Raw genomic sequence first — 19,816 nt, forward strand, 5'->3', positions numbered from 1 at the left:
TCCGCGCCGACAATGTAGCGGGGCTCAAGCACACCGCCGAAGCTGTGGCATTCATACTTTACTTCGCGTGCCCTTGATGGTGCGTGCAGGTGTGTGGATGGGTAGGGGAGCGTCGTGCCGGGGGTGAAGCAGCGGGGTGACCCAGTTGTGGACGCGGCACGAGTGAGAATGCAGGCATGAGTAGCGAAAGAAGGGTGAGAAACCCTTCCGCCGGATGACCAAGGGTTCCAGGGCCAGGCTAATCCGCCCTGGGTGAGTCGGGACCTAAGGCGAGGCCGAGAGGCGTAGTCGATGGACAACGGGTTGATATTCCCGTACCCGCGAAAGAGCGTCCCTGATGAACCTCGTTGTGCTAACCACCCGAGCCTGGGGAGGTCTTCGGACCGAGCTGGGGGAGCGTGGGAACCTGGCGGGTAGTAGTCAAGCGATGGGGTGACGCAGGAAGGTAGCTGAGCCCGGCCGGTGGTGGTTGTGCCGGGGTAAGCGTGTAGGCCGTGTTGTAGGCAAATCCGCAACACATGGGGCTGAGACGTGATGCCGAGCCGATTCAGGTGAAGTCAGTGATCCTATGCTGCCGAGAAAAGCCTCTAGCGAGTTCTTAGCGGCCCGTACCCCAAACCGACACAGGTGGTCAGGTAGAGAATACCGAGGCGATCGGGCGAACTGTGGTTAAGGAACTCGGCAAATTGCCCCCGTAACTTAGGGAGAAGGGGGGCCGGAGACGTGAAGCCCCGCGCGGGTGGAGCGTTGTATGGCCGCAGAGAGCAGGGGGAAGCGACTGTTTACTAAAAACACAGGTCCATGCGAAGAAGTAATTCGATGTATATGGACTGACGCCTGCCCGGTGCTGGAACGTTAAGGGGACCTGTTAGCTCTTCGGGGCGAAGCGGAGAACTTAAGCGCCAGTAAACGGCGGTGGTAACTATAACCATCCTAAGGTAGCGAAATTCCTTGTCGGGTAAGTTCCGACCTGCACGAATGGCGTAACGACTTCCCCACTGTCTCAACCACAGGCCCGGCGAAATTGCAGTACGAGTAAAGATGCTCGTTACGCGCGGCAGGACGGAAAGACCCCGGGACCTTTACTATAGCTTGACATTGGTATCCGAATTAGCTTGTGTAGGATAGGTGGGAGCCGGTGAAGCTCATACGCCAGTATGGGTGGAGGCAATCTTGAAATACCACTCTGGTTGATTTGGGTATCTAACTTCGGACCGTTATCCGGTTCAGGGACAGTGTCTGGTGGGTAGTTTAACTGGGGCGGTTGCCTCCTAAAAGGTAACGGAGGCGCCCAAAGGTTCCCTCAGCCTGGTTGGCAATCAGGTGTTGAGTGCAAGTACACAAGGGAGCTTGACTGTGAGACTGACAGGTCGAGCAGGGACGAAAGTCGGGACTAGTGATCCGGCACTTGCGTGTGGAAGCGGTGTCGCTCAACGGATAAAAGGTACCCCGGGGATAACAGGCTGATCTTCCCCAAGAGTCCATATCGACGGGATGGTTTGGCACCTCGATGTCGGCTCGTCGCATCCTGGGGCTGTAGCAGGTCCCAAGGGTTGGGCTGTTCGCCCATTAAAGCGGTACGCGAGCTGGGTTTAGAACGTCGTGAGACAGTTCGGTCCCTATCCGCCGTGCGCGTAGGATACTTGAGAAGGGCTGTCCCTAGTACGAGAGGACCGGGACGGACGAACCTCTGGTGTGCCAGTTGTCCCGCCAGGGGCACGGCTGGTTAGCTACGTTCGGAAGGGATAACCGCTGAAAGCATCTAAGCGGGAAGCTCGCTTCAAGATGAGGTATCCCACCCTCTTTGGAGGGGTAAGGCCCCCAGCTAGACGACTGGGTTGATAGGCCGGAAATGTAAGCCCGGTAACGGGTTCAGTTGACCGGTACTAATAGGCCGAGGACTTGACTACAAAGATTCTTGCTCGCGTCCACTGTGCGATTCACGACAAACGAACATCCCGACCTCGAGTTGTGTGGGTGTTTGATAAGTCGATAGAGTTACGGCGGTCATGGCGGAGGGGAAACGCCCGGTCACATTCCGAACCCGGAAGCTAAGCCCTCCAGCGCCGATGGTACTGCACCCGGGAGGGTGTGGGAGAGTAGGACACCGCCGGACAATCTTCCAGTCGAGGGCCGCCCCACCGGGGTCGGCCCTCGACTGCGTAGCGCCAGTTGTGGCGCACTGAGGAAGGATGTACCTGTGAGTTCAGAATCGCAGGGCGGAGATCGTCCCCGTCGTTACGAAGACCGCGCCGACCGCTTTGGTGGGCGCGATGGATCGCCGCGTCGTGACGATCGCCCGCCCTACCGTGGCGACCGTGCCCCGCGTACCGGTGGCCAGGGTGCCGAGCGGGGCGGCCGGGACGGCGGCTACCGCGGCAACGACCGCCGTACGGGAGACTTCCGGTCCGGCCCGCGTGACGGTGACTCCCGTGAGCGTGGCGGTTTCCGCCGCGACGGGGACGGCCGTCCGGGTGGTCCGGGCGGTTTCCGCCGCGACGACGATCGGCGTCAGGGCGGTTTCCGTGGTGGCGATCGCCGTGAGGGTGGCGCACCACGAAGCGACCGCGGTGAGGGCTTCCGCCGCGACGACCGGGCTCCGGGCCGGGACGGTGGTTTCCGTGGTGGGCGCGACGGCGGTGGCTATGGCCGCGACGACCGGGCCCCGCGCGAGAGCGGCGGATTCCGCCGCGACGACCGTGGCGAGGGTGGTTTCCGCGGCGGTGACCGTCGGGACAGTGGTGGTCGTCCGGGTGGTTTCCGTCGGGACGACGACCGTCGTGAGGGTGGGTTCCGTCGGGACGACCGGGGTGGTGCCGGTTTCCGTTCTGGTCCGCCGCGTGAGGGCGAGCACCGTGGTGGTGACCGCCCGGGTGGCTTCCGCCGTGACGACCGTGGCGACGGTGGTTTCCGCCGTGACGACCGTGGCGACGGTGGTTCCCGTCGCGATGATCGTGGTGAGGGTGGTTTCCGGCGGGACGATCGGGCGCCTCGTGAGGGTGGCTTCCGTGGTGGGGACCGCCGTGAGGGCGGTTTCCGGTCCGGCCCGCCCCGTGAGGGTGGCTTCCGCCGCGAAGGTGGAGACTCCACCAGGAACGACCGTCGGGACAGTGGTGGTCGTCCGGGTGGTTTCCGTCGGGACGACGACCGTCGTGAGGGTGGGTTCCGTCGGGACGACCGGGGTGGTGCCGGTTTCCGTTCTGGTCCGCCGCGTGAGGGCGAGCACCGTGGTGGTGACCGCCCGGGTGGCTTCCGCCGTGACGACCGTGGCGACGGTGGCTTCCGCCGTGACGACCGTGGCGACGGTGGTTCCCGTCGCGATGATCGTGGTGAGGGTGGTTTCCGGCGGGACGATCGGGCGCCTCGTGAGGGTGGCTTCCGTGGTGGGGACCGCCGTGAGGGCGGTTTCCGGTCCGGCCCGCCCCGTGAGGGTGGCTTCCGCCGCGAAGGAGGGGACTCCACCAGGAACGACCGCCGGGACGGCGGTTTCCGTGGTGGGGACCGCCGTGAGGGTGGGTTCCGCCGCGACGATCGCGGTGAGGGCGGGTACCGACCCGCTGCCCCGTCCCGGGAAGGCGGCTTCCGGCGGGACGGTGCCGGCCGGGAAGGTGGCTTCCGGGGCGGGGACCGTCGGGAGGGCGGGTTCCGCGCCGACGAACGCCCCGGCCGTGGGCCCCGGGACGGCTTCCGGGACCGGGATCGGCCGTACCGGGAGGGTGACCGGCCGGACCGCCCGCGCCGGGACGACCGGGGTCGGTTCGACGACCGTCGCCGTGACGGCGGGCCCTCCGGGCCGCGCCGGGAGGACGACCGTCAGCCGGCCGAGGGTGACCGGGTCGCCGCCCCGGCCCTGCCTGACGAGATCGTCGCGAGTGACCTCGACACCGCTGTCCGGGCGGAACTGCTCTCCCTGAACAAGCCGGTGGCGGAGACCGTCGCCCGGCACCTGGTGGCGACCGGTCAGTTGATCGACGAGGACCCGGCCGAGGCGCTCGCGCATGCGCTGGCCGCCCGCCGGTTGGCCTCCCGCATCTCGTCGGTGCGGGAAGCGGTCGGGCTGGCCGCGTACCACGCGGGGGAGTGGCAGACGGCGATCGCCGAGCTGCGGACGTACCACCGGATGACCGGGTTGCAGAGTCACCTGGCGGTGCTCGCCGACTGCGAGCGGGCGCTGGGGCGTCCGGAACGGGCGATCGACCTGTTCCGCGGCGCCGACCGGGACGCGCTCGACCCCGCCGTGGCGATCGAGCTGCTCATCGTGGCCGCAGGTGCCCGGGGTGACCTCGGGCAGAAGGACGCCGCGGTGGCGATGCTCCAGGTGCGCGAGCTGACCACCGAGGCGGTCCAGCCGTGGACGGCCCGGCTTCGGTACGCGTACGCGGACGCGTTGCTGGCGGTGGACCGGCGGGACGAGGCCCGGGAGTGGTTCGCCCGGTCCGCCGAGGTGGACACCGACGATGAGACCGACGCCGCCGAGCGGCTGCTGGAGCTCGACGGTGTGGTCATCGAGGGCGACGACGAGGAGGACGGCGACGAGCTTCCCGTCGACGACGTCACGCCCGGACCCGGTGCGCCGGGTGCGGTGCCGGCCCGGCCGGACGCCGACCTGACCGGCGACGAGAGCGGCGACCCGGGCGAGCCGGACAGCCTCGACGACGACGACCTGTCCGCCGACGAGGCGGACGAGGACGAACCGGCCTCCGCCCGAGATGCCGTAGCAGCGGCCGATGCCGTAGCGGCGGTCGATGCCGTAGCGGCGGTCGATGCCGTGGCGACGGTGGATGCCGATGTCGTGGCGTCGACCGACGCGGGTGCGGAGCCGGCGGTGACCGATGCCGCTCCGGTGCGGGCGGTCACCGATGCCGAGGCCGATGCGGTGGCCGACGACGCGGTCGCCGGGGAGCCGGCCGGCACCACCGAACGTCCGGGGCCGGGCCAGCGGTGAGCAGCGGCGGGGGCGGTCTGGTCGACGGGTACCGGCTGGTGGTCTTCGACCTCGACGGTGTGATCTACCTGATCGACCGGCCGATCCCCGGCGCGGTCGAGGCGGTCGCCCGGCTACATGCCGGCGGCCACCTCGTCGCGTACGCGACGAACAACGCATCCCGCCGCTCCGCCGAGGTCGCCGACCTGCTCACCGGGATGGGCGTGCCGGCGCGGGCGGACGAGGTGCTGACCTCCGCCGCCGCAGCCGCCGAGGTGCTCCGTGAGCGGCTCCCGGCCGGAGCGGCGGTGCTGGTCGTCGGTGCCGAGGCCCTCCGCGCCGAGATCAGCGCGGTGGGGTTGCGTCCGGTCGGGCGGGCCGAGGAGGCACCGGTCGCCGTGGTGCAGGGCTACGGTCCGCAGGTCGGCTGGGCCGATCTGGCCGAGGCGTCCGTCGCGATCCGGGCCGGCGCGATGTGGGTCGCCACGAACACGGACCGGACGCTCCCCAGCGGCCGGGGACCCCTGCCCGGTAACGGCTCGCTGGTCGCGGCGCTGCGTACCGCGCTCGGCCGGGGACCGGACCTGGTCGTCGGCAAGCCGGAGCCGGCCCTGTTCACCACCGCGGCCCGCCGCGCCGGGGGCGCGGACTGTCTGGTGGTGGGTGACCGGCTGGACACCGACATCGAGGGGGCCTGCCGGGCCGGGTTGCCGAGCCTGCTCGTGCTCACCGGGGTCAGCGGGGTCACCGACCTGCTCGCCGCACCGCCGCAGGCCCGTCCGACGTACGTGTCCTTCGACCTGGCTGGACTGTTCGACCCGGACGCCGTGGTCCGCGTACCGGCCGGGTCCCCGGCCGGCGAGGGCTGGTCGGCGCAGGTCCGGCAGGATGCGATCGAGTTGGCCGGTGCGGGTCGGCCGCTCGACGCGCTGGCCGTGCTCTGCGCCGTCACCTGGGCCCCGGGCCCCGCTGCTGGTGAGGGCCTCCCGGTCCGCCCGGTCGGCACTGCGGCGGCGGACGCGCTGCGGGCGCTCGGCCTGCCGTCCTGAGTGACCGCCCCGGGCGTCCAACGTCGGGTGCGGCCCGGGCGTCCCACCGGCACCGGGCTCCGCGTCCGTCGGTGCGGCTCAGAGCAACTTGCGGAGCTTCATCAGGTCGAACGGGTTCGCCTTGATGGCGACCCGGCGGGACGCCAGTGCCCGGGGCACGTCCAGTTCACCGCGGACCAGGGCGAGCAGGTCGTCGCTGGTGGTACTCAGCGCGATCTTGGCTTTCGGGTCGTCGCCGTCGGTGAGGTCGACCAGCCGGCCGCCGGTGAGCCGACCGTGGAAGGCGGTGTCCAGGTCGGTGATCCGGCAGGCCAGGGTCCGGTCCAGGTCGATGCGGTCGCGGACCTTGTCCGCGTTGTCGTCCAGCCGAGCGGCCAGATCCCGCAACGCCTGCCGGCATTCGTCCACGCTGGCCACGCTCGCCCCCTCGCCTCGCGCCACGCTTCGCTCCCGGCACGGTACCGCACGGGGGGCACCTCCCGGCCCGGTAGCGTGACACCAGCACACCCCGACCCCCGCGGAAGGACTCAGGTATGCAGGACGCGTGGCGCGCCTACCTCGAGCTGGCCCTGGGCCTCACGGAGGCGCCCCGGAAGAGGGCACAGGACGCGGTCCGGCGACTCGTCGGTTCCGGCGGGGCGACCGCCGCCCAGTTGCAGGCGCTCGCCGAGGAACTCGTGGCGACCAGCACGGCCAACCGGGAGGCCCTGACCAAGCTGGTCCGGTTCGAGGTGGACCGGGCGCTGGGCGCGGTGGGACTGGCCACCGCAGACGAGGTCGCCGAGCTGACCCGCCGGGTGCACGAGTTGGAGCGGCAACTGCGCGAGGCCCGTGCCGCGACGCCCACCCCGTCGGCCGAGCCCGTGGCGACTCCGGCCGTGCCGACTCCGGCGGTGGTGGCGGAGCGTACGGTCGCGAAGAAGACGGTCGCGAAGAAGGCCGTGGCCAAGAAGGCCGTGGCGAAGCGGACGCCGGCCACGGAAACGCCCACGGCGGCGCAGGGGCCGGAGAGTTCTCCGCCGCGCAAGGCCCCGGGCAAGCGGCCGCCGGCGAAGAAGGCGACCCCCGGTGCGGGTGCGGCGCAGGGCCGGGCGCAGGCGGCGTCCGGTGGCGCGGGTACGCCGACCCCGGACGGTGCCGCGTGACCGCCGCCGGCCATCCGACGGCGCGACGATGAGCACCCCGTTCCGTCCCGGCCCACCGCCCGGTGGGCCCCGGCCGGCTCCGCCGGGCACCGGGCCGCGGCCCGGCCCGCCACCGTCCGGTGGGCCCCGGCCCGGCCCGACCGCCGGGTTCCGTCCGGGACCGGCACCGGAGGTCGACCCGACCGACGGGGACGACGCCCGGCATCCGGCGGTCGACGCGGCGGTACGGGCGATCGTGAACGCCTCGGCGCTCGCGCCCGCCGACCAGATCCCGCACTACGAGGCCGCCTACCAGACGTTGCGGGAAACCCTCGCCACCATCGACCAGACCTGACCGACCGGAGAACCACCCCGATGGCACGTCGTAACCGGCTGGATGCCGAACTCGTCCGCCGTGGCCTGACCCGGTCACGGGAACAGGCCGCCGCCCTGGTGGAGGAGGGCCGGGTCCTGCTGCGCGGGGTGGTGGCCCGCAAGGTCGCCGCGATGGTCGACCCCGCCGACCCGCTGCTGGTCACCGGCGCGGACCCCACCTCGGAGTACGTCTCCCGGGGAGGACACAAGCTGGCCGGCGCCCTGGCCGCGTTCGACCGGTTGGCGGTCACCGGCCGGCGCTGCCTGGACGCCGGTGCGTCGACCGGCGGGTTCACCGACGTGCTCCTGCGGGCCGGTGCGGCCGAGGTGGTCGCCGTGGACGTCGGCTACGGGCAACTCGCCTGGCCGCTGCGCAACGACGGACGGGTCCGGGTCTTCGAACGCACCAACGTCCGGACGCTGACTCCGGAGACGATCGGCGGGCCGGTGGATCTGACGGTGGCCGACCTGTCGTTCATCTCGCTACGGCTGGTGCTGCCCGCGCTGGCCGGGTGCACCCGGGCCGACGGTGACCTGGCGTTGATGGTCAAACCGCAGTTCGAGGTGGGCCGGGACCGGGTCGGCGCCGGCGGGGTGGTCCGCGACCCGCTGCTGCGCGCCGAGGCGGTGCTCGACGTGGCCGCCGTCGCGGCCGGACTCGGCCTCGGGCTGGCCGACGTGGCGGCCAGTCCACTGCCGGGGCCCAGCGGTAACGTCGAGTTCTTCGTATGGTTACGCGGGGACGCGCCGCCGGCCGACCCCGAACGGGTCCGGTCGGTGGTGCTGGCCGGCCCGAACCCGACGGAGCGCACCGAGCCGGCGGTACCGGCCGGCTCGGCGGCACCGACGGCACCGGCCGGGCCGGTGGAGCGGACCGAACCGACGGACCGGGGCGACGGACCGGCGGTCGGGGGCGGTGCGTGCGGGACACGCTGCGAACAGGAAGGGTGACGGGGTGGGCGCGACAGACCCGGTGAGCCGGACGGCGCTCCTGGTGACGCACACCGGCCGGCGGCGGAGCACCGAGCACGCCCGGGCGGTCGCGGCGGATCTCATCGCGGCCGGGTTCGAGGTACGTGTGGTCGCCGAGGAGGCCGAGGACCTGGACCTGCCCGGGGTGGTGCCGGTCAGCGGGCTCGCCGCCGCCGAGGGGGCCGAGATCGTCTTCGCGCTGGGTGGCGACGGGACGTTCCTGCGGGCGGCCGAACTGGCCCGGCCGGCGAAGGCCCCGCTGCTCGGGATCAACCTCGGCAAGGTCGGTTTCCTGGCCGAGGCGGAGATCGACGACCTGGACCTGGCGGTACGGGACGTGGTCGAGCGGAACTACACGGTGGACGAGCGGCTCACCCTCGACGTCACCGCCGAGTTCGAGGGCGGCCCGACCATCGAGTCGTGGGCGCTCAACGAGATCAGCGTCGAGAAGGGAGAGCGGGCGCAGATGCTCGAACTCCTGGTCGACGTGGACGGCCGGCCGCTGTCCCGGTACGGCTGCGACGGGGTGGTCTGCGCCACCCCCACCGGCTCCACCGCGTACGCGTTCTCCGGTGGGGGACCGGTGGTCTGGCCGGAGGTGGAGGCGCTGCTGCTGGTGCCGATCAGCGCGCACGCGCTGTTCAGCCGCCCCCTGGTGACCGCGCCGACGTCGATCTTCTCGATCACCGTGGACCCGTTCACCACCCTGGCTGTGCTCTGCTGCGACGGTCGCCGGGTGTACGACCTCCCACCGGGTGCCCGGGTCACCGTCCAGCGCGGCGCGCTGCCGGTGCGGATCGTCCGGCTGCGGGCCCGACCGTTCACCGACCGGCTGGTCGCGAAGTTCGGTCTGCCGGTGCACGGCTGGCGGGGCAGCCGCAGGTGAGCCCGGTCTCCTCGGCACGGTGACCGCCCAGCCCGGCGACCCGGTTGTCCACAGCCCGGGTCGCGTCGGCTGGTCAACTGTCGGGGGCCGCGTCTACTGTCGGTGGCTGTGCTGGAAGAGCTGCGCATCACCGGACTGGGCGTCATCGAGGACACCACGCTGCCGTTGACCGGCGGCATGAACGTCATCACCGGCGAGACCGGTGCCGGCAAGACCATGGTCGTCACCGGCCTGGGGCTGCTCTTCGGCGGTCGGGCCGACGCCGGTCGGGTCCGCGCCCAGCCGGGTCGGGCGGTGGTCGAGGGGCGGCTGCGGCTGACCGGTCGGGTCGCCGCGTCGGTGCACGCCCGGATCACCGACGCCGGGGGCGAGCCGGACGAGGACGGTTCGGTGCTGTTGAGCCGTACGGTCACCGTGGAGGGTCGGTCCCGGGCGCACCTGGGCGGGCGGAGCATGCCGGTGGCCACCCTCGGCGAGGTCGGCGAGCAGGTGGTGGCGGTGCACGGTCAGTCCGACCAGCTCCGGCTGCTGCGCCCGGCGGAGCAGCGGGCCGCGCTGGACCGGTTCGCCGGCCCGGCGCACGAGAAGCTCCTCGACGAGCTGCGTGAGGCGTACGCCCGGTGGCGTCGGGTGGTCGACGACCTGGCCGACCGGCGGCGCAACGCCCGGCAGCGGCACCAGGAGGCGGATCTGCTCCGCCTCGGGCTGGACGAGATCACCCGGGTCGACCCGCAGCCCGGCGAGGACGACGAGCTGAAGGCGGAGGCGCAGCGCCTGGAGCACGCCGAGGGGCTGCGCACCGCGGCGCAGACCGCGCACCAGTGCGTGGCCGGTGGCGCCGAGCCGACCGACGAGGTGCCGGACGCCACCGCGCTGCTGGGGGCGGCCCGCCGGGCGTTGGAGGCGCAGGCCGGCACCGATCCGGCGCTGGCCGACCTGGCGGCCCGGCTGGAGGAGGCGGCCACCCTGATCGGGGACGTCTCGGCGGAGCTGTCGGCGTATCTCGCGGCGCTGGACGCCGACCCGGCCCGGTTGCAGACCATCTACGAGCGGCGGGCCGCGTTGCGCACGCTGACCCGCAAGTACGCCGACGACGTGGACGGCGTGGTCGCCTGGGCCGAACGCGCCCAGGCCCGGCTGGCCGAGCTGGACACCTCCGACGAGTTCCTCGACGAGCTGGACCGGGAGGGCCAGCGGCTGGCCGGCGAGGTGGCCGAGCTGGCCGCCCGGGTCTCGGCGTCCCGGCGGGAGGCGGCGTCCCGGTTCGCCGAGGAGGTCACCGTCGAGCTGGCCGGGTTGGCGATGCCGCACGCCCGGATCGAGGTGGCGGTGCTGTCCCGTCCGGCCGGGCGTACCGACCCGTCGCTCGTCGTCGACGGGGCCGAGGTCGGCATCGGGCCGGACGGCGCGGACGAGGTCGAGCTGCGGCTGTTGGCCCACCCGGGCGCGCCGGCGCTGCCGTTGCAGCGGGGCGCGTCCGGTGGTGAGCTGTCCCGGGTGATGCTCGCCATCGAGGTGGTCTTCGCCGGCTCCGGCGGTCCGCCCACCCTGGTCTTCGACGAGGTGGACGCCGGGGTCGGCGGCCGGGCCGCGGTGGAGATCGGCCGGCGGCTGGCCCGGCTGGCCCGCAGTCACCAGGTGCTGGTGGTCACCCACCTGCCGCAGGTGGCCGCGTTCGCCGACCGGCACCTGGTGGTGGCGAAGGACACCGGCGGCGCGGTGACCACCAGCGGGGTGCGGGTGGTGGAGGACACCGAGCGGGCCCGGGAGCTGGCCCGGATGCTCGCCGGTTTGCCGGACTCCGATCTGGGTATCGCCCACGCGGAGGAGTTGCTGGCGGTGGCGGCCCGGGAACGGCGGCCGTGACCTGGTGTTTGTGAGCGCAGCCACACCGGGCTGCGCTCCGGTGTGCTTCCCTGGGTAGGCGGCCCTGCTCAGGCATGTCGCGACGGAAAAGCCCGCTTTCCATGCCAGGATGGTCACGATGCGTCTACCCACCTTGCGCCGCACCCGGAGCGCGGAACCGGGCTCCGTCGTCGGCGCCGCCCGCCTCGACCGCCGGACGAAGCGACTGGTCGGCCGGCTGCGTCCCGGCGAAATCGCGGTGATCGACCACGTCGACCTGGACCGGGTGGCGGCCGACTCGCTGGTGGCGGTCGGTGTCGCGGCGGTGCTGAACGCCAAGCCGTCGGTCTCCGGCCGCTACCCGAACCTGGGCCCCGAGGTGCTGGTGGCCGCCGGCATCCCGCTCCTGGACGACCTGGGGGAGAGCATCTTCCAGCGGATCCGTGAGGGCGACGTGGCCCGGATCGACGGGAACACCGTCTTCGTCGGCGAGGAGCCCGTCGCGCACGGCACCCGGCAGGACGCCGAGACGGTGGCGAAGGCGATGGCCGACGCCCGTGAGGGCCTGTCGGTCCAGTTGGAGGCGTTCGCGGCCAACACCATGGACTACCTCAAGCAGGAACGTGACCTGCTGCTCGACGGGGTCGGCGTGCCGGAGATCCAGACCCCGATGCAGGGGCGGCACTGCCTGATCGTGGTCCGTGGCTACGACTACAAGGACGACCTGGACGTGCTGCGGCCGTACATCCGGGAGTTCAAGCCGGTGCTGATCGGCGTGGACGGCGGCGCGGACGCTCTGGTCGAGGCCGGGTACACCCCCGACATGATCATCGGTGACATGGACTCGGTCACCGACGACGTGCTGCGCTGCGGCGCCGAGGTGATCGTGCACGCCTACCCGGACGGGCGGGCGCCCGGCCTGGCCCGGGTCACCGGGCTGGGCGTGTCGGCGCAGACCTTCCCGGCGGCGGCCACCAGTGAGGACCTGGCGATGCTGCTGGCCGACGAGAAGGGTGCGTCCCTGCTGGTCGCGGTGGGCACGCACGCCACCCTGGTGGAGTTCCTCGACAAGGGGCGCGGCGGCATGGCGTCCACCTTCCTGACCCGGCTCAAGGTGGGCGGGAAGCTGGTCGACGCCAAGGGCGTCAGCCGGCTCTACCGGCAGAGCATCTCCGGTTCCTCCCTGTTGCTGCTGGTCCTGTCCGCGGTGGCGGCGATGGCGTCCGCGGTGGCGGTGTCCACCGTCGGTAAGGCGTACCTGGGTGTGGTTTCGGAATGGTGGGACAATTTCGTGTTCCAGCTCGGCCAGCTCTTCTAGCCCCCGACCTACTCAAGAGGCTGTAAGCGTGATCAACTTCCGGTACCACGTGGTGTCCCTGACCGCGGTCTTCCTGGCGTTGGCGATCGGCCTGGTGGTCGGCACCGCCGCCCTCAACGGCCCGGTCGCCGACTCGCTCCGGGAAACCGTCAACTCGCTGCGCAAGGACAACCAGCTCATGCGCCAGCAGGTCAACGACATGCAGCGCGAGTTGGAGCTGGAGGAGGACTTCGCCGCCGAGATGGCCCAGACGTTCCTGCCGGGCCGGCTCACCGACAAGCGCATCCTGGTACTCAGCCTGCCCAGCGGCCGGGACCACACCGAGGGCGTGCTGAAGATGCTCCAGCTCGCCGGGGCCAAGGTCAGCGGCCGGGTCGACATCCAGGACAAGTTCATCAGCCCGGACAACAACAACAACCTGCTCGAGTTGGCGGTGACCGCGGCCGGGCCCACCGGCGCCCCGACCTCCGGGCTGCCCGGCAACGGGCACGGCGTGGAGAACTCCAGCGCGCTGCTGGCGAACGTGCTGCTGGACCGTACGCCGGCGGTGAGTGAGGCCGACCGCAAGGCGGTGCTGGCCGCTTACGCCAACGCGGGCTACCTGACCATGACCGACCTGGCCGGGGCGGCGGAGGCGGTCGTGGTGGTCAGCGGGCAGCCGCACGTGGACAAGGAGTCCGCGGCCAAGGACGAGTCGGTGGTGAAGATCGCCGAACAGTTCGACCGGACCGGGGCGATCGTGGTCGGCGGCAACGGTTCGACCGGCGGGAACCTGGTCGCCGTGGTCCGGGGCGACCCGGTGCTCGCCCAGACCATCTCCACCGTCGACAACGCCAACACCGGGCAGGGACAGCTGGTCACCGTGCTCGCCATGGAGGAGCAACTCAACCAGAAGAAGGCCGGGCAGTACGGTGTGGGCGACAACGCCGGATCGCTGGTGCCTACACTGCCCAGGTGAGCGAACGAAGCGCCCCGATGCCCGTCTCGTCCCGTTCCGTGCCCGTCGGCCGGTGGTCGGCGTGAGTGCCGGCCGGGTGATCGCCGCCGGGGTGGGCGCGCTGGCCGCCCGCTACCTGCTGCGCGAGGTGCGCGCCACCCCGTGGGCACCGACCCTGGAACGCACCAACTTCCGGGGCCGCAGTGTCACCCTGGCGGCCGGTCCGGCGCTCGCCGCCGGCGCGGCCACCGGCGCGGCGTTCGGCGCGGCCAGCCCGGCCGCCGGCGCGGCCGCGCTGGTCGCCGGCCTCGGCTCCGGCGCGGTCGGGCTCTACGACGACGTGGTGGGCGCCCGGCCCGAGCAGAAGGCCGCGAAGGGCTTCGCCGGTCACCTCGCCGCGCTGCGCGAGGGCATGGTCACCGCCGGGATGGTGAAGGTCGCCGGGGTGGGCGCGGCCGGGCTCGCTGCCGCCGCGCTGCTCGCCGCCGACCCCACGGTGGCCGGGCACCGGCGTCGCCAGCGGCAGGGCGGCCTCGGCCGGGTCACCGACGTGCTGCTCGGCGCGGGCGTGGTGGCCGGTACGGCGAACCTGCTGAACCTGCTCGACCTTCGGCCCGGCCGGGCGCTGAAGTCCGGCATCCTGCTCGGTACGCCGCTGGCCCGGGGCCCGCACGGCGGGCTGGCCGCCGGCGCGGTCGGTGCCGCCGCCGGGCTGATCCGCGACGACCTGGACGAGCGGGTGATGCTCGGCGACAGCGGCGCCAACGCGATCGGCGCGCTGCTCGGCGTGGCCCTCGCCGCCCGGACCGGGCCGGTCGGGCGGGCCGGCATCCTGGCCGTGCTCGCCGGACTCACCGCCGCCAGCGAGAAGGTCAGCTTCACCAAGGTCATCCAGCAGACCCCCGGGCTGCGTGAACTCGACGCGCTGGGCCGTCGATCCGCCTGACGTGAACGCGCCGGCACCCCTCACCACGGCCGGTCGAGTCGCCGGAGCGGCGGCCCTCATCGCCGTCCTCACCGTCGCCGCCCGGCTCGCCGGGTTCGCCCGTACCGCCGTGTTCACCTGGGCGGTCGGCCCGACCGACCTCGGCAGCGTGTACTTCGTCGCCAACACCGTCCCGAACATCATCTTCGAGATCGTCGCCGGTGGGGCGCTGGCCAGCCTGGTCGTACCGCTGCTGGCCGGGGCGGTCGCGGCCGGCGACCGGCCGGCGGTGGCCGCCACCACCGGCGCGCTGCTGACCTGGACGCTGACCCTGCTGGTGCCGCTGGCGGTGCTGGTGGCGCTGGCGTCCGGGCCGCTGATCGGGCTGATCGGGGAGGGCCTCACCGACGCCCAGCAGCACACCGGCGAGCGGATGCTGTGGGTGTTCGCCCCGCAACTGCCGCTGTACGGGGTGGGCATCGTGCTCACCGGGGTACTCCAGGCGCACCGCCGGTTCGCCTGGCCGGTGCTCGCGCCGCTGCTGTCCAGCCTCACCGTCATCACCGTGTACCTGACCTTCCTCGGCCTGGCCGGTCGGCGACCCGACATCGGCGACGTGGACCTCGCCGACGAACTCGTCCTCTCCGGTGGCACCACCCTCGGCGTGGTGGTGCTGTCGCTGTCGCTGCTGATCCCGGTACGCCGGCTCGGGCTGCGCCCCCGACCCGGGTACGCGTTCGGCCCCGAGGCCCGGGCCCGGGTCGGTGGCCTGGCCGTGGCCGGTGTGGTGACGGTCACCGCCCAGCAACTCGCCCTGCTGGTGATCCTCAACCAGATCTCGTTCGGACCGACCTTCGCGCCGGCGGTGTACAACCTCGCCCAGACCGTCTACCTGCTGCCGTGGGCGGTGCTGGCGGTGCCGCTGGCGGTGGCCGCGTACCCCACCCTGGTCGCCGCGGCGTCCGGCGGCGACGCCGACGGCTACCGGTCCACCCTCGCGCCGGCCGTGCGCGGCGTGCTGCTGTTCAGCAGCCTCGGCGCGGCGGCGCTGGTCGGCACCGCCGGGCCGGTCGCGGCGTTCTTCCTGCCCCCGTCGTCCGCCGGGCCGGCCGCCGCCGCGATCGTCGGGTTCGCCCCCGGACTGATCGGCTACGGCCTGTTCGCGGTCCTCTCCCGGGCCCTGTACGCCCGGGGCGACACCCGACCGGCCACCGTGGCGATCACCGTAGGCTGGCTGGCGGTGCCGGTGGCCGCGCTGCCGCTGGGGGCCCTGCTCCCGGTCGACGACCGGGTGCTCGCGGTCGCCCTCGCCAACAGCGCCGGGATGCTGCTGCTCGGGGCACTGCTGCTGGTGGCGGTACGCCGCGCGGCGGGCCCGGCCGCGCTCGCCGGCAGCGTCCGCGCCGGGACCGCCGGGGTGGTCGCCGGGTCGGTCGCCGCGCTCGCCGGCGCTCAGGTGGCGCGGGCGCTGGCCGGAGCCGGTGACGGGACCCCGACGACAGCGGGGACGCTGCTTGCCGGCATGCTGTCCGGGGTCGTGGTGGGCGTCGTCTTCCTCGCCGTGGCGTACCCGGGCGATCGGCGGGACGTAGGGCCGTTGCTGGCGGGAGTGCTCCGCCGGCTCCCCGGCCGGAGCCGCGCCGGCCGCCCGGACCGGACGCCCGAGGACGGAAAGGTGGAGCGGTGAGTGCCAGGAACGGGGGCGGGTGGCCGGGCACGGTGGCCCTGCTGCTCGCGTCGAGCACCGGCGGGGTCGGTCAGCACGTCCGGTCGGTGGCCCGTGGGCTGGTCGACGGTGGCACGTCCGTGCTGGTCTGCGGTCCGGCGGCCGTCCAGGAACAGTTCGACTTCGTCGGGGTGGGGGCACGGTTCACGGCCGTGGAGATCCCGGCGAACCCGACGCCGGCCGACGCCCGCGCGGTGGTCGCGCTACGGCGCGCCCTGGCCGCCGAGCCGGTGCAGGTGGTGCACGCGCACGGGCTGCGGGCCGGCCTGGTGGCGGCGCTGGCCGGTACCTCCGCGCCGCTGGTGGTCACCTGGCACAACGCCGTCCTCGCCGGTGGGTTGCGGGGCCGGCTCTCCACGCTCGCGGAGCGGTTCGTCGCCCGCCGGGCCCGGGTGGCGCTGGGCGCCTCCAGCGACCTGGTCGACCGGATCACCGCACTGGGTGCCACCGATGCCCGGCTCGCCCCGGTCGCCGCCCCCGTGCTGCCCGCCCCGCGTCGCCGGCGCAGTGCGGTCCGGGCCGAGTTCGGGGTGGCCGCCGGCCAGCCGCTGATCCTGTCGGTCGGGCGGCTGCACCCGCAGAAGCGCTACGACGTGCTCATCGACGCCGCCGCCCGGTGGCGGGACCGCACCCCGCCCCCGGTGGTGATCGTCGCCGGGAGCGGGCCGGCCTACCTGCCGCTGGCCGCCCGGATCTCCGCCGCCCGCGCGCCGGTGACCCTGCTCGGGCACCGTACCGACGTGGCGGACCTGCTCGCCGGCGCCGACCTGGCCGTGGTGACCAGCGACTGGGAGGCCCGGCAGCTCTTCGCGCAGGAGGCGCTGCGGGCCGGCGTGCCGCTGGTCGCGACGGAGGTGGGCGGCCTGCCGGAGTTGGTCGGGGACGCCGCCGTGCTGGTCCCCCCGGGCGACGTGGACGCGGTCGACCGGGCGGTGCGGACGCTGCTCGACGACGAGTCCCGCCGGACCGACCTGGCCCGGCGGGGCACGGACCGGGCGGCCGGCTGGCCGACCGAGGCGGACACCGTGGCCGCGCTCACCGCGCTCTACGCCGACCTGGTGCCGGACGTCGGACCGACCGCGCCGGAGGCCGACGCCGCGACGGGACGTGGTTGATGCTGCGCCGGATCGCACCCCTCCTGCTCACCCTGGTCGTGGTGGTCCTCGGGGTGACCGCGCTGGCCGCCGAACCGGACGACGCGGCACACCGCCCCGAGGCCGACTTCGTCGTGCTGGTCGGGGTGCCCGGCCTGCGCTGGGACGACGTCGACCCGGAGACCACCCCGACGCTGTGGAAGATGGCCGAGAACGGCGCCATCGGCGCGCTGTCCACCCGGTCGGCCCGCCGCCCGACCTGCCCGGTCGACGGGTGGCTGACCCTCGGCGCGGGCAACTTCACCGCGTGGAACACCAGCCGCCCGGCGGGTGCCTGCCCGAAGGTGGACGTGACCGTGGAACAGCCCGACACCTTCGGCGCGAACCTGCCCGAACAGGAGAGCGTGGTCCTGCACAACCGGGAACGGCTGCCCTGGGGCGCGGTGCCCGGCGCGCTGGCCGAGTCGGTGCGCTGCACGGTCGCGGTCGGTCCGGGCGCGGCGGTGGCCGCCGCCCGGCCGTTCGGCCGGGTCGACCGGTACGCGCCCCGGCTGCCCGCCGACCCGGCCGCCCTGCTGGGCTCGTGCGTGCTGAGCATCGTCGACCTGGGTACGGTCAGCGGCGAGGACCGGGCCGCCCGGGACGTCGCCGTGCGGCGGATCGACACCGCCCTGGCCCGGGTCCTGGCCGCCCGGCCGGACAACTCGCTGGTGCTGGTGGCCGGGGTCTCGGACACCGCCCAGCCGGCCCGGCTGCACGTGGCGATCGCCGACGGGCCGGGATGGGAGCGGGCCTGGCTGACCTCGGCCAGCACCGGCCGGGAGGGGTACCTGCAACTGGTGGACCTGGCCCCGACCGCGCTCACCACGCTGGACCGGCCGCTGCCGGAGGGGAACTTCCTCGGCCGGGCGGCGGCCCCGGTCGACGGCCGGCCGGCCGACCTGCGGACCGCCATCGACGCCCCGGCTGGCGCGGACCGGGAGGCAGGCGCCCAGGGCCGGGTCGCCCGCTGGTTCTTCGTGCTGCTCGCCGGCTTCCAGGTGGCCCTGGCCGTGGTGGTGCTGCCGCTGCTGCGCCGGGCCCGCCGGCACGCCGGCCCGGTGGGGCCCGCCCCGGTGCCCCGACCGGTGGTGGCGACCGTCGAGGTGCTCCTGGTCGCCGCCGCGCTGGCGATCCCGGCGGCCCTGGTGGCCGACCTGGTGCCGTGGTGGCGGGGCGACCACGCCGGCTGGTACTTCGCGGTGACGACGGTGCTGCTGCTGGCCGCTGCGACCGTACTGGTCCGGCTGGCGCCCGGTCACGACCGCACCCTCGGCCCGCTCGGCGCGGTCGCCGGGCTGACCGTGCTCGTCGTCGGCGCGGACGTGCTCACCGGGGCCCGGCTGCAACTCAACGGCGTGGTCGGCTACTCCGCCCTGGAGGGCGGCCGGTACGCCGGCCTGGGCACGGTCGGGTTGGGGGCGTTCGTGGCCGGGGTGCTGCTGGCCGCCGGCTGGCTGGCCCAGCGGGTGGGTCGGCGGTGGCGGCCACCGGTGGTGGTGGCCCTCGGTACGGCGGCCGTGGTGCTGGTGGGCAGCCCCTTCCTCGGTGCCGACTCGGTCGGCGCGATCGCGTTGACCGCCGGGGTGACCGTCGCGGCGGTGATCTGCAGCGGCGGTTGGCTGACCCTGAGCCGACTGGCCTGGGCCAGCATGGCCGGGCTCGCGGTCACCATCGGGCTGGGGGTGCTGGACCTGCGGCGTCCGCCGGCCGAGCGGGGTGGTCTCGGTCGGTTCCTGGCCGCCCTCGGCGACGGTACGGGTGGCCTGACCGTGCACCGGGCCAGTACCGCCAACTTCGACACCCTGGTCAACAGTCCGTTGACCGTGCTCGCCGTGGCCGGCACGGTGCTGGTCTGGTTCGCCCTGCTCCAGCCGTGGGGCGGGCTGATGCGGCTGTTCGGCATCTACCCGGCGATGCGGGCGGCGATGGCCGGTACGGCGGTCGCGGCGGTGGTCGGCGGGGTCCTGGGCGGTTCGGCGTTGGACGTCGCCGGGGCGGCGGCCGCGCTGGTGGTGCCGATGGCGGCGCTCGCCTCGCTGCGGGTGCTCGACCACTCGACCGACCGTACCCAGCCACCGGGCAACCGGCCCCAGGACTTCGTCACCGGGGCCCGCTCCGGTGACGACCCGGCCGATGACCCGGCCGGCGATCCAGCCGATGACCCGGCCGGCGATCCGGTTGGCGACCCTGCCGGCGACCCTGCCGGGCGGCCGGGCGCGGGACCGACCGCGTCCGACCCGGAGGCCGCCACCGGGATCGTCCCGGCCGCCAGCGGGGACGGCGTCGCCGGTGCCGGGACCTCCCCGGCCGCCACCGGGGACGGCGTGGCCGGTGCCGGTGCGCCGCCGGAGTCGCCGGGCGGTACGGACCCGGTCGGCGGGCGGCCGGACCGGACGGTGGACCGGACGGCCCGGGCGTCCACCGGGGTCGCGACGGCCTAGGTTCCGCCCCTGCGGATGCGGTGCTGCGGGTCGGCCGGGACGGGCCGGCACCGGACGCCGTGCTGTCCCGGACGGCGTGCGGTCCCGGACGGCGTGCGGCACCGGGAGCCGCCGACGCACCTCGCGCCGTACGTGCGCGACGAGCGCCACCCGTGATC

At 73.5% G+C, this 19,816-nt stretch carries 15 protein-coding genes and 2 rRNA genes (1 of these 17 running past the window's edge); 15 read left to right on the top strand and 2 right to left on the bottom strand.

Annotation, left to right across the window (positions count from 1 at the left end; genetic code table 11):
- A 23S ribosomal RNA gene (locus tag PVK37_RS18030) occupies positions 1-1,910 on the top strand; it begins 1,200 nt to the left of the window's first position.
- A gap of 89 nt (positions 1,911-1,999) precedes the next feature.
- A 5S ribosomal RNA gene (gene rrf, locus PVK37_RS18035) occupies positions 2,000-2,116 on the top strand.
- Positions 2,117-2,206: 90 nt separating this feature from the next.
- Here the strand turns inward: rrf and PVK37_RS18040 are convergent.
- Positions 2,207-4,000: a hypothetical protein gene (locus PVK37_RS18040; RefSeq protein ID WP_275035339.1), complete on the bottom strand. Its 1,794-nt coding sequence runs from the start codon at positions 3,998-4,000 to the stop codon at positions 2,207-2,209.
- On the opposite strand from PVK37_RS18040, the gene PVK37_RS18045 reads away from it, so the two are divergent.
- Positions 3,902-4,945, top strand: coding sequence for a tetratricopeptide repeat protein (locus tag PVK37_RS18045; RefSeq protein ID WP_275035159.1), 1,044 nt, complete (start codon positions 3,902-3,904; stop codon positions 4,943-4,945). The two genes, PVK37_RS18040 and PVK37_RS18045, sit on opposite strands and share 99 nt — an antisense overlap.
- Positions 4,942-5,973 (top strand): HAD-IIA family hydrolase, encoded by a 1,032-nt coding sequence (locus tag PVK37_RS18050; RefSeq protein ID WP_275028627.1) that lies wholly within the window; start codon positions 4,942-4,944, stop codon positions 5,971-5,973. Before PVK37_RS18045 ends, PVK37_RS18050 begins: the two co-directional genes overlap by 4 nt.
- A 78-nt stretch (positions 5,974-6,051) precedes the next feature.
- On the opposite strand, the gene PVK37_RS18055 is transcribed toward PVK37_RS18050, so the two are convergent.
- Complete coding sequence (locus tag PVK37_RS18055) at positions 6,052-6,390, bottom strand: SCP2 sterol-binding domain-containing protein (protein ID WP_275035160.1); 339 nt, start codon at positions 6,388-6,390, stop codon at positions 6,052-6,054.
- 116 nt (positions 6,391-6,506) lie between these two features.
- Here PVK37_RS18055 and PVK37_RS18060 point away from each other — a divergent pair, with 116 nt between their 5' ends.
- From PVK37_RS18060 to PVK37_RS18110, 11 genes are all read left to right on the top strand, one after another.
- Entirely contained in the window at positions 6,507-7,118 is a 612-nt protein-coding gene (locus PVK37_RS18060; protein WP_275028628.1) for a phasin family protein, read from the top strand.
- Between the two features lie 28 nt (positions 7,119-7,146).
- Positions 7,147-7,452: a hypothetical protein gene (locus PVK37_RS18065; RefSeq protein WP_275028629.1), complete on the top strand. Its 306-nt coding sequence runs from the start codon at positions 7,147-7,149 to the stop codon at positions 7,450-7,452.
- 20 nt (positions 7,453-7,472) lie between these two features.
- Positions 7,473-8,423, top strand: coding sequence for a TlyA family RNA methyltransferase (locus tag PVK37_RS18070; RefSeq protein WP_275028630.1), 951 nt, complete (start codon positions 7,473-7,475; stop codon positions 8,421-8,423).
- A gap of 22 nt (positions 8,424-8,445) precedes the next feature.
- Complete coding sequence (locus tag PVK37_RS18075) at positions 8,446-9,330, top strand: NAD kinase (protein WP_275035161.1); 885 nt, start codon at positions 8,446-8,448, stop codon at positions 9,328-9,330.
- A gap of 108 nt (positions 9,331-9,438) precedes the next feature.
- Positions 9,439-11,196 carry a DNA repair protein RecN gene (recN, locus tag PVK37_RS18080; RefSeq protein WP_275028631.1) on the top strand — a complete coding sequence of 586 codons (1,758 nt, stop codon included), beginning with the start codon at positions 9,439-9,441 and terminating at the stop codon, positions 11,194-11,196.
- A 118-nt stretch (positions 11,197-11,314) separates the two neighbouring features.
- Positions 11,315-12,493, top strand: a complete 1,179-nt coding sequence (gene steA, locus PVK37_RS18085) for a putative cytokinetic ring protein SteA (protein ID WP_275028632.1) — start codon at positions 11,315-11,317, stop codon at positions 12,491-12,493.
- A gap of 28 nt (positions 12,494-12,521) precedes the next feature.
- On the top strand, positions 12,522-13,451 hold the full coding sequence (locus tag PVK37_RS18090; RefSeq protein ID WP_275028633.1) for a copper transporter: 930 nt from the start codon (positions 12,522-12,524) through the stop codon (positions 13,449-13,451).
- A 61-nt stretch (positions 13,452-13,512) separates the two neighbouring features.
- Positions 13,513-14,376, top strand: a complete 864-nt coding sequence (locus tag PVK37_RS18095) for a hypothetical protein (RefSeq protein ID WP_275028634.1) — start codon at positions 13,513-13,515, stop codon at positions 14,374-14,376.
- A 1-nt stretch (position 14,377) separates the two neighbouring features.
- Complete coding sequence (gene murJ, locus PVK37_RS18100; RefSeq protein ID WP_275035162.1) at positions 14,378-16,042, top strand: murein biosynthesis integral membrane protein MurJ; 1,665 nt, start codon at positions 14,378-14,380, stop codon at positions 16,040-16,042.
- The gene (locus PVK37_RS18105) at positions 16,039-17,196 is read left to right on the top strand and encodes a glycosyltransferase family 4 protein (protein ID WP_275028635.1); all 1,158 of its coding nucleotides are present in this window, start codon (positions 16,039-16,041) and stop codon (positions 17,194-17,196) included. Before murJ ends, PVK37_RS18105 begins: the two co-directional genes overlap by 4 nt.
- Positions 17,196-19,658 carry a hypothetical protein gene (locus tag PVK37_RS18110; protein WP_275028637.1) on the top strand — a complete coding sequence of 821 codons (2,463 nt, stop codon included), beginning with the start codon at positions 17,196-17,198 and terminating at the stop codon, positions 19,656-19,658. Before PVK37_RS18105 ends, PVK37_RS18110 begins: the two co-directional genes overlap by 1 nt.
- Positions 19,659-19,816: the final 158 nt, after the last annotated feature.

Origin of the sequence: Micromonospora cathayae (assembly GCF_028993575.1) — a bacterium.
Lineage (GTDB): Bacteria > Actinomycetota > Actinomycetes > Mycobacteriales > Micromonosporaceae > Micromonospora > Micromonospora cathayae.

Bases quoted from the DNA above. Each gene is read 5' to 3' on its own strand.
- steA (WP_275028632.1), top strand. From the start codon at position 11,315: ATGCGTCTACCCACCTTGCGCCGCACCCGGAGCGCGGAACCGGGCTCC.
- PVK37_RS18040 (WP_275035339.1), bottom strand. From the start codon at position 4,000: ATGCGCGAGCGCCTCGGCCGGGTCCTCGTCGATCAACTGACCGGTCGC.
- PVK37_RS18060 (WP_275028628.1), top strand. From the start codon at position 6,507: ATGCAGGACGCGTGGCGCGCCTACCTCGAGCTGGCCCTGGGCCTCACG.
- PVK37_RS18065 (WP_275028629.1), top strand. From the start codon at position 7,147: ATGAGCACCCCGTTCCGTCCCGGCCCACCGCCCGGTGGGCCCCGGCCG.
- PVK37_RS18110 (WP_275028637.1), top strand. From the start codon at position 17,196: ATGCTGCGCCGGATCGCACCCCTCCTGCTCACCCTGGTCGTGGTGGTC.
- PVK37_RS18070 (WP_275028630.1), top strand. From the start codon at position 7,473: ATGGCACGTCGTAACCGGCTGGATGCCGAACTCGTCCGCCGTGGCCTG.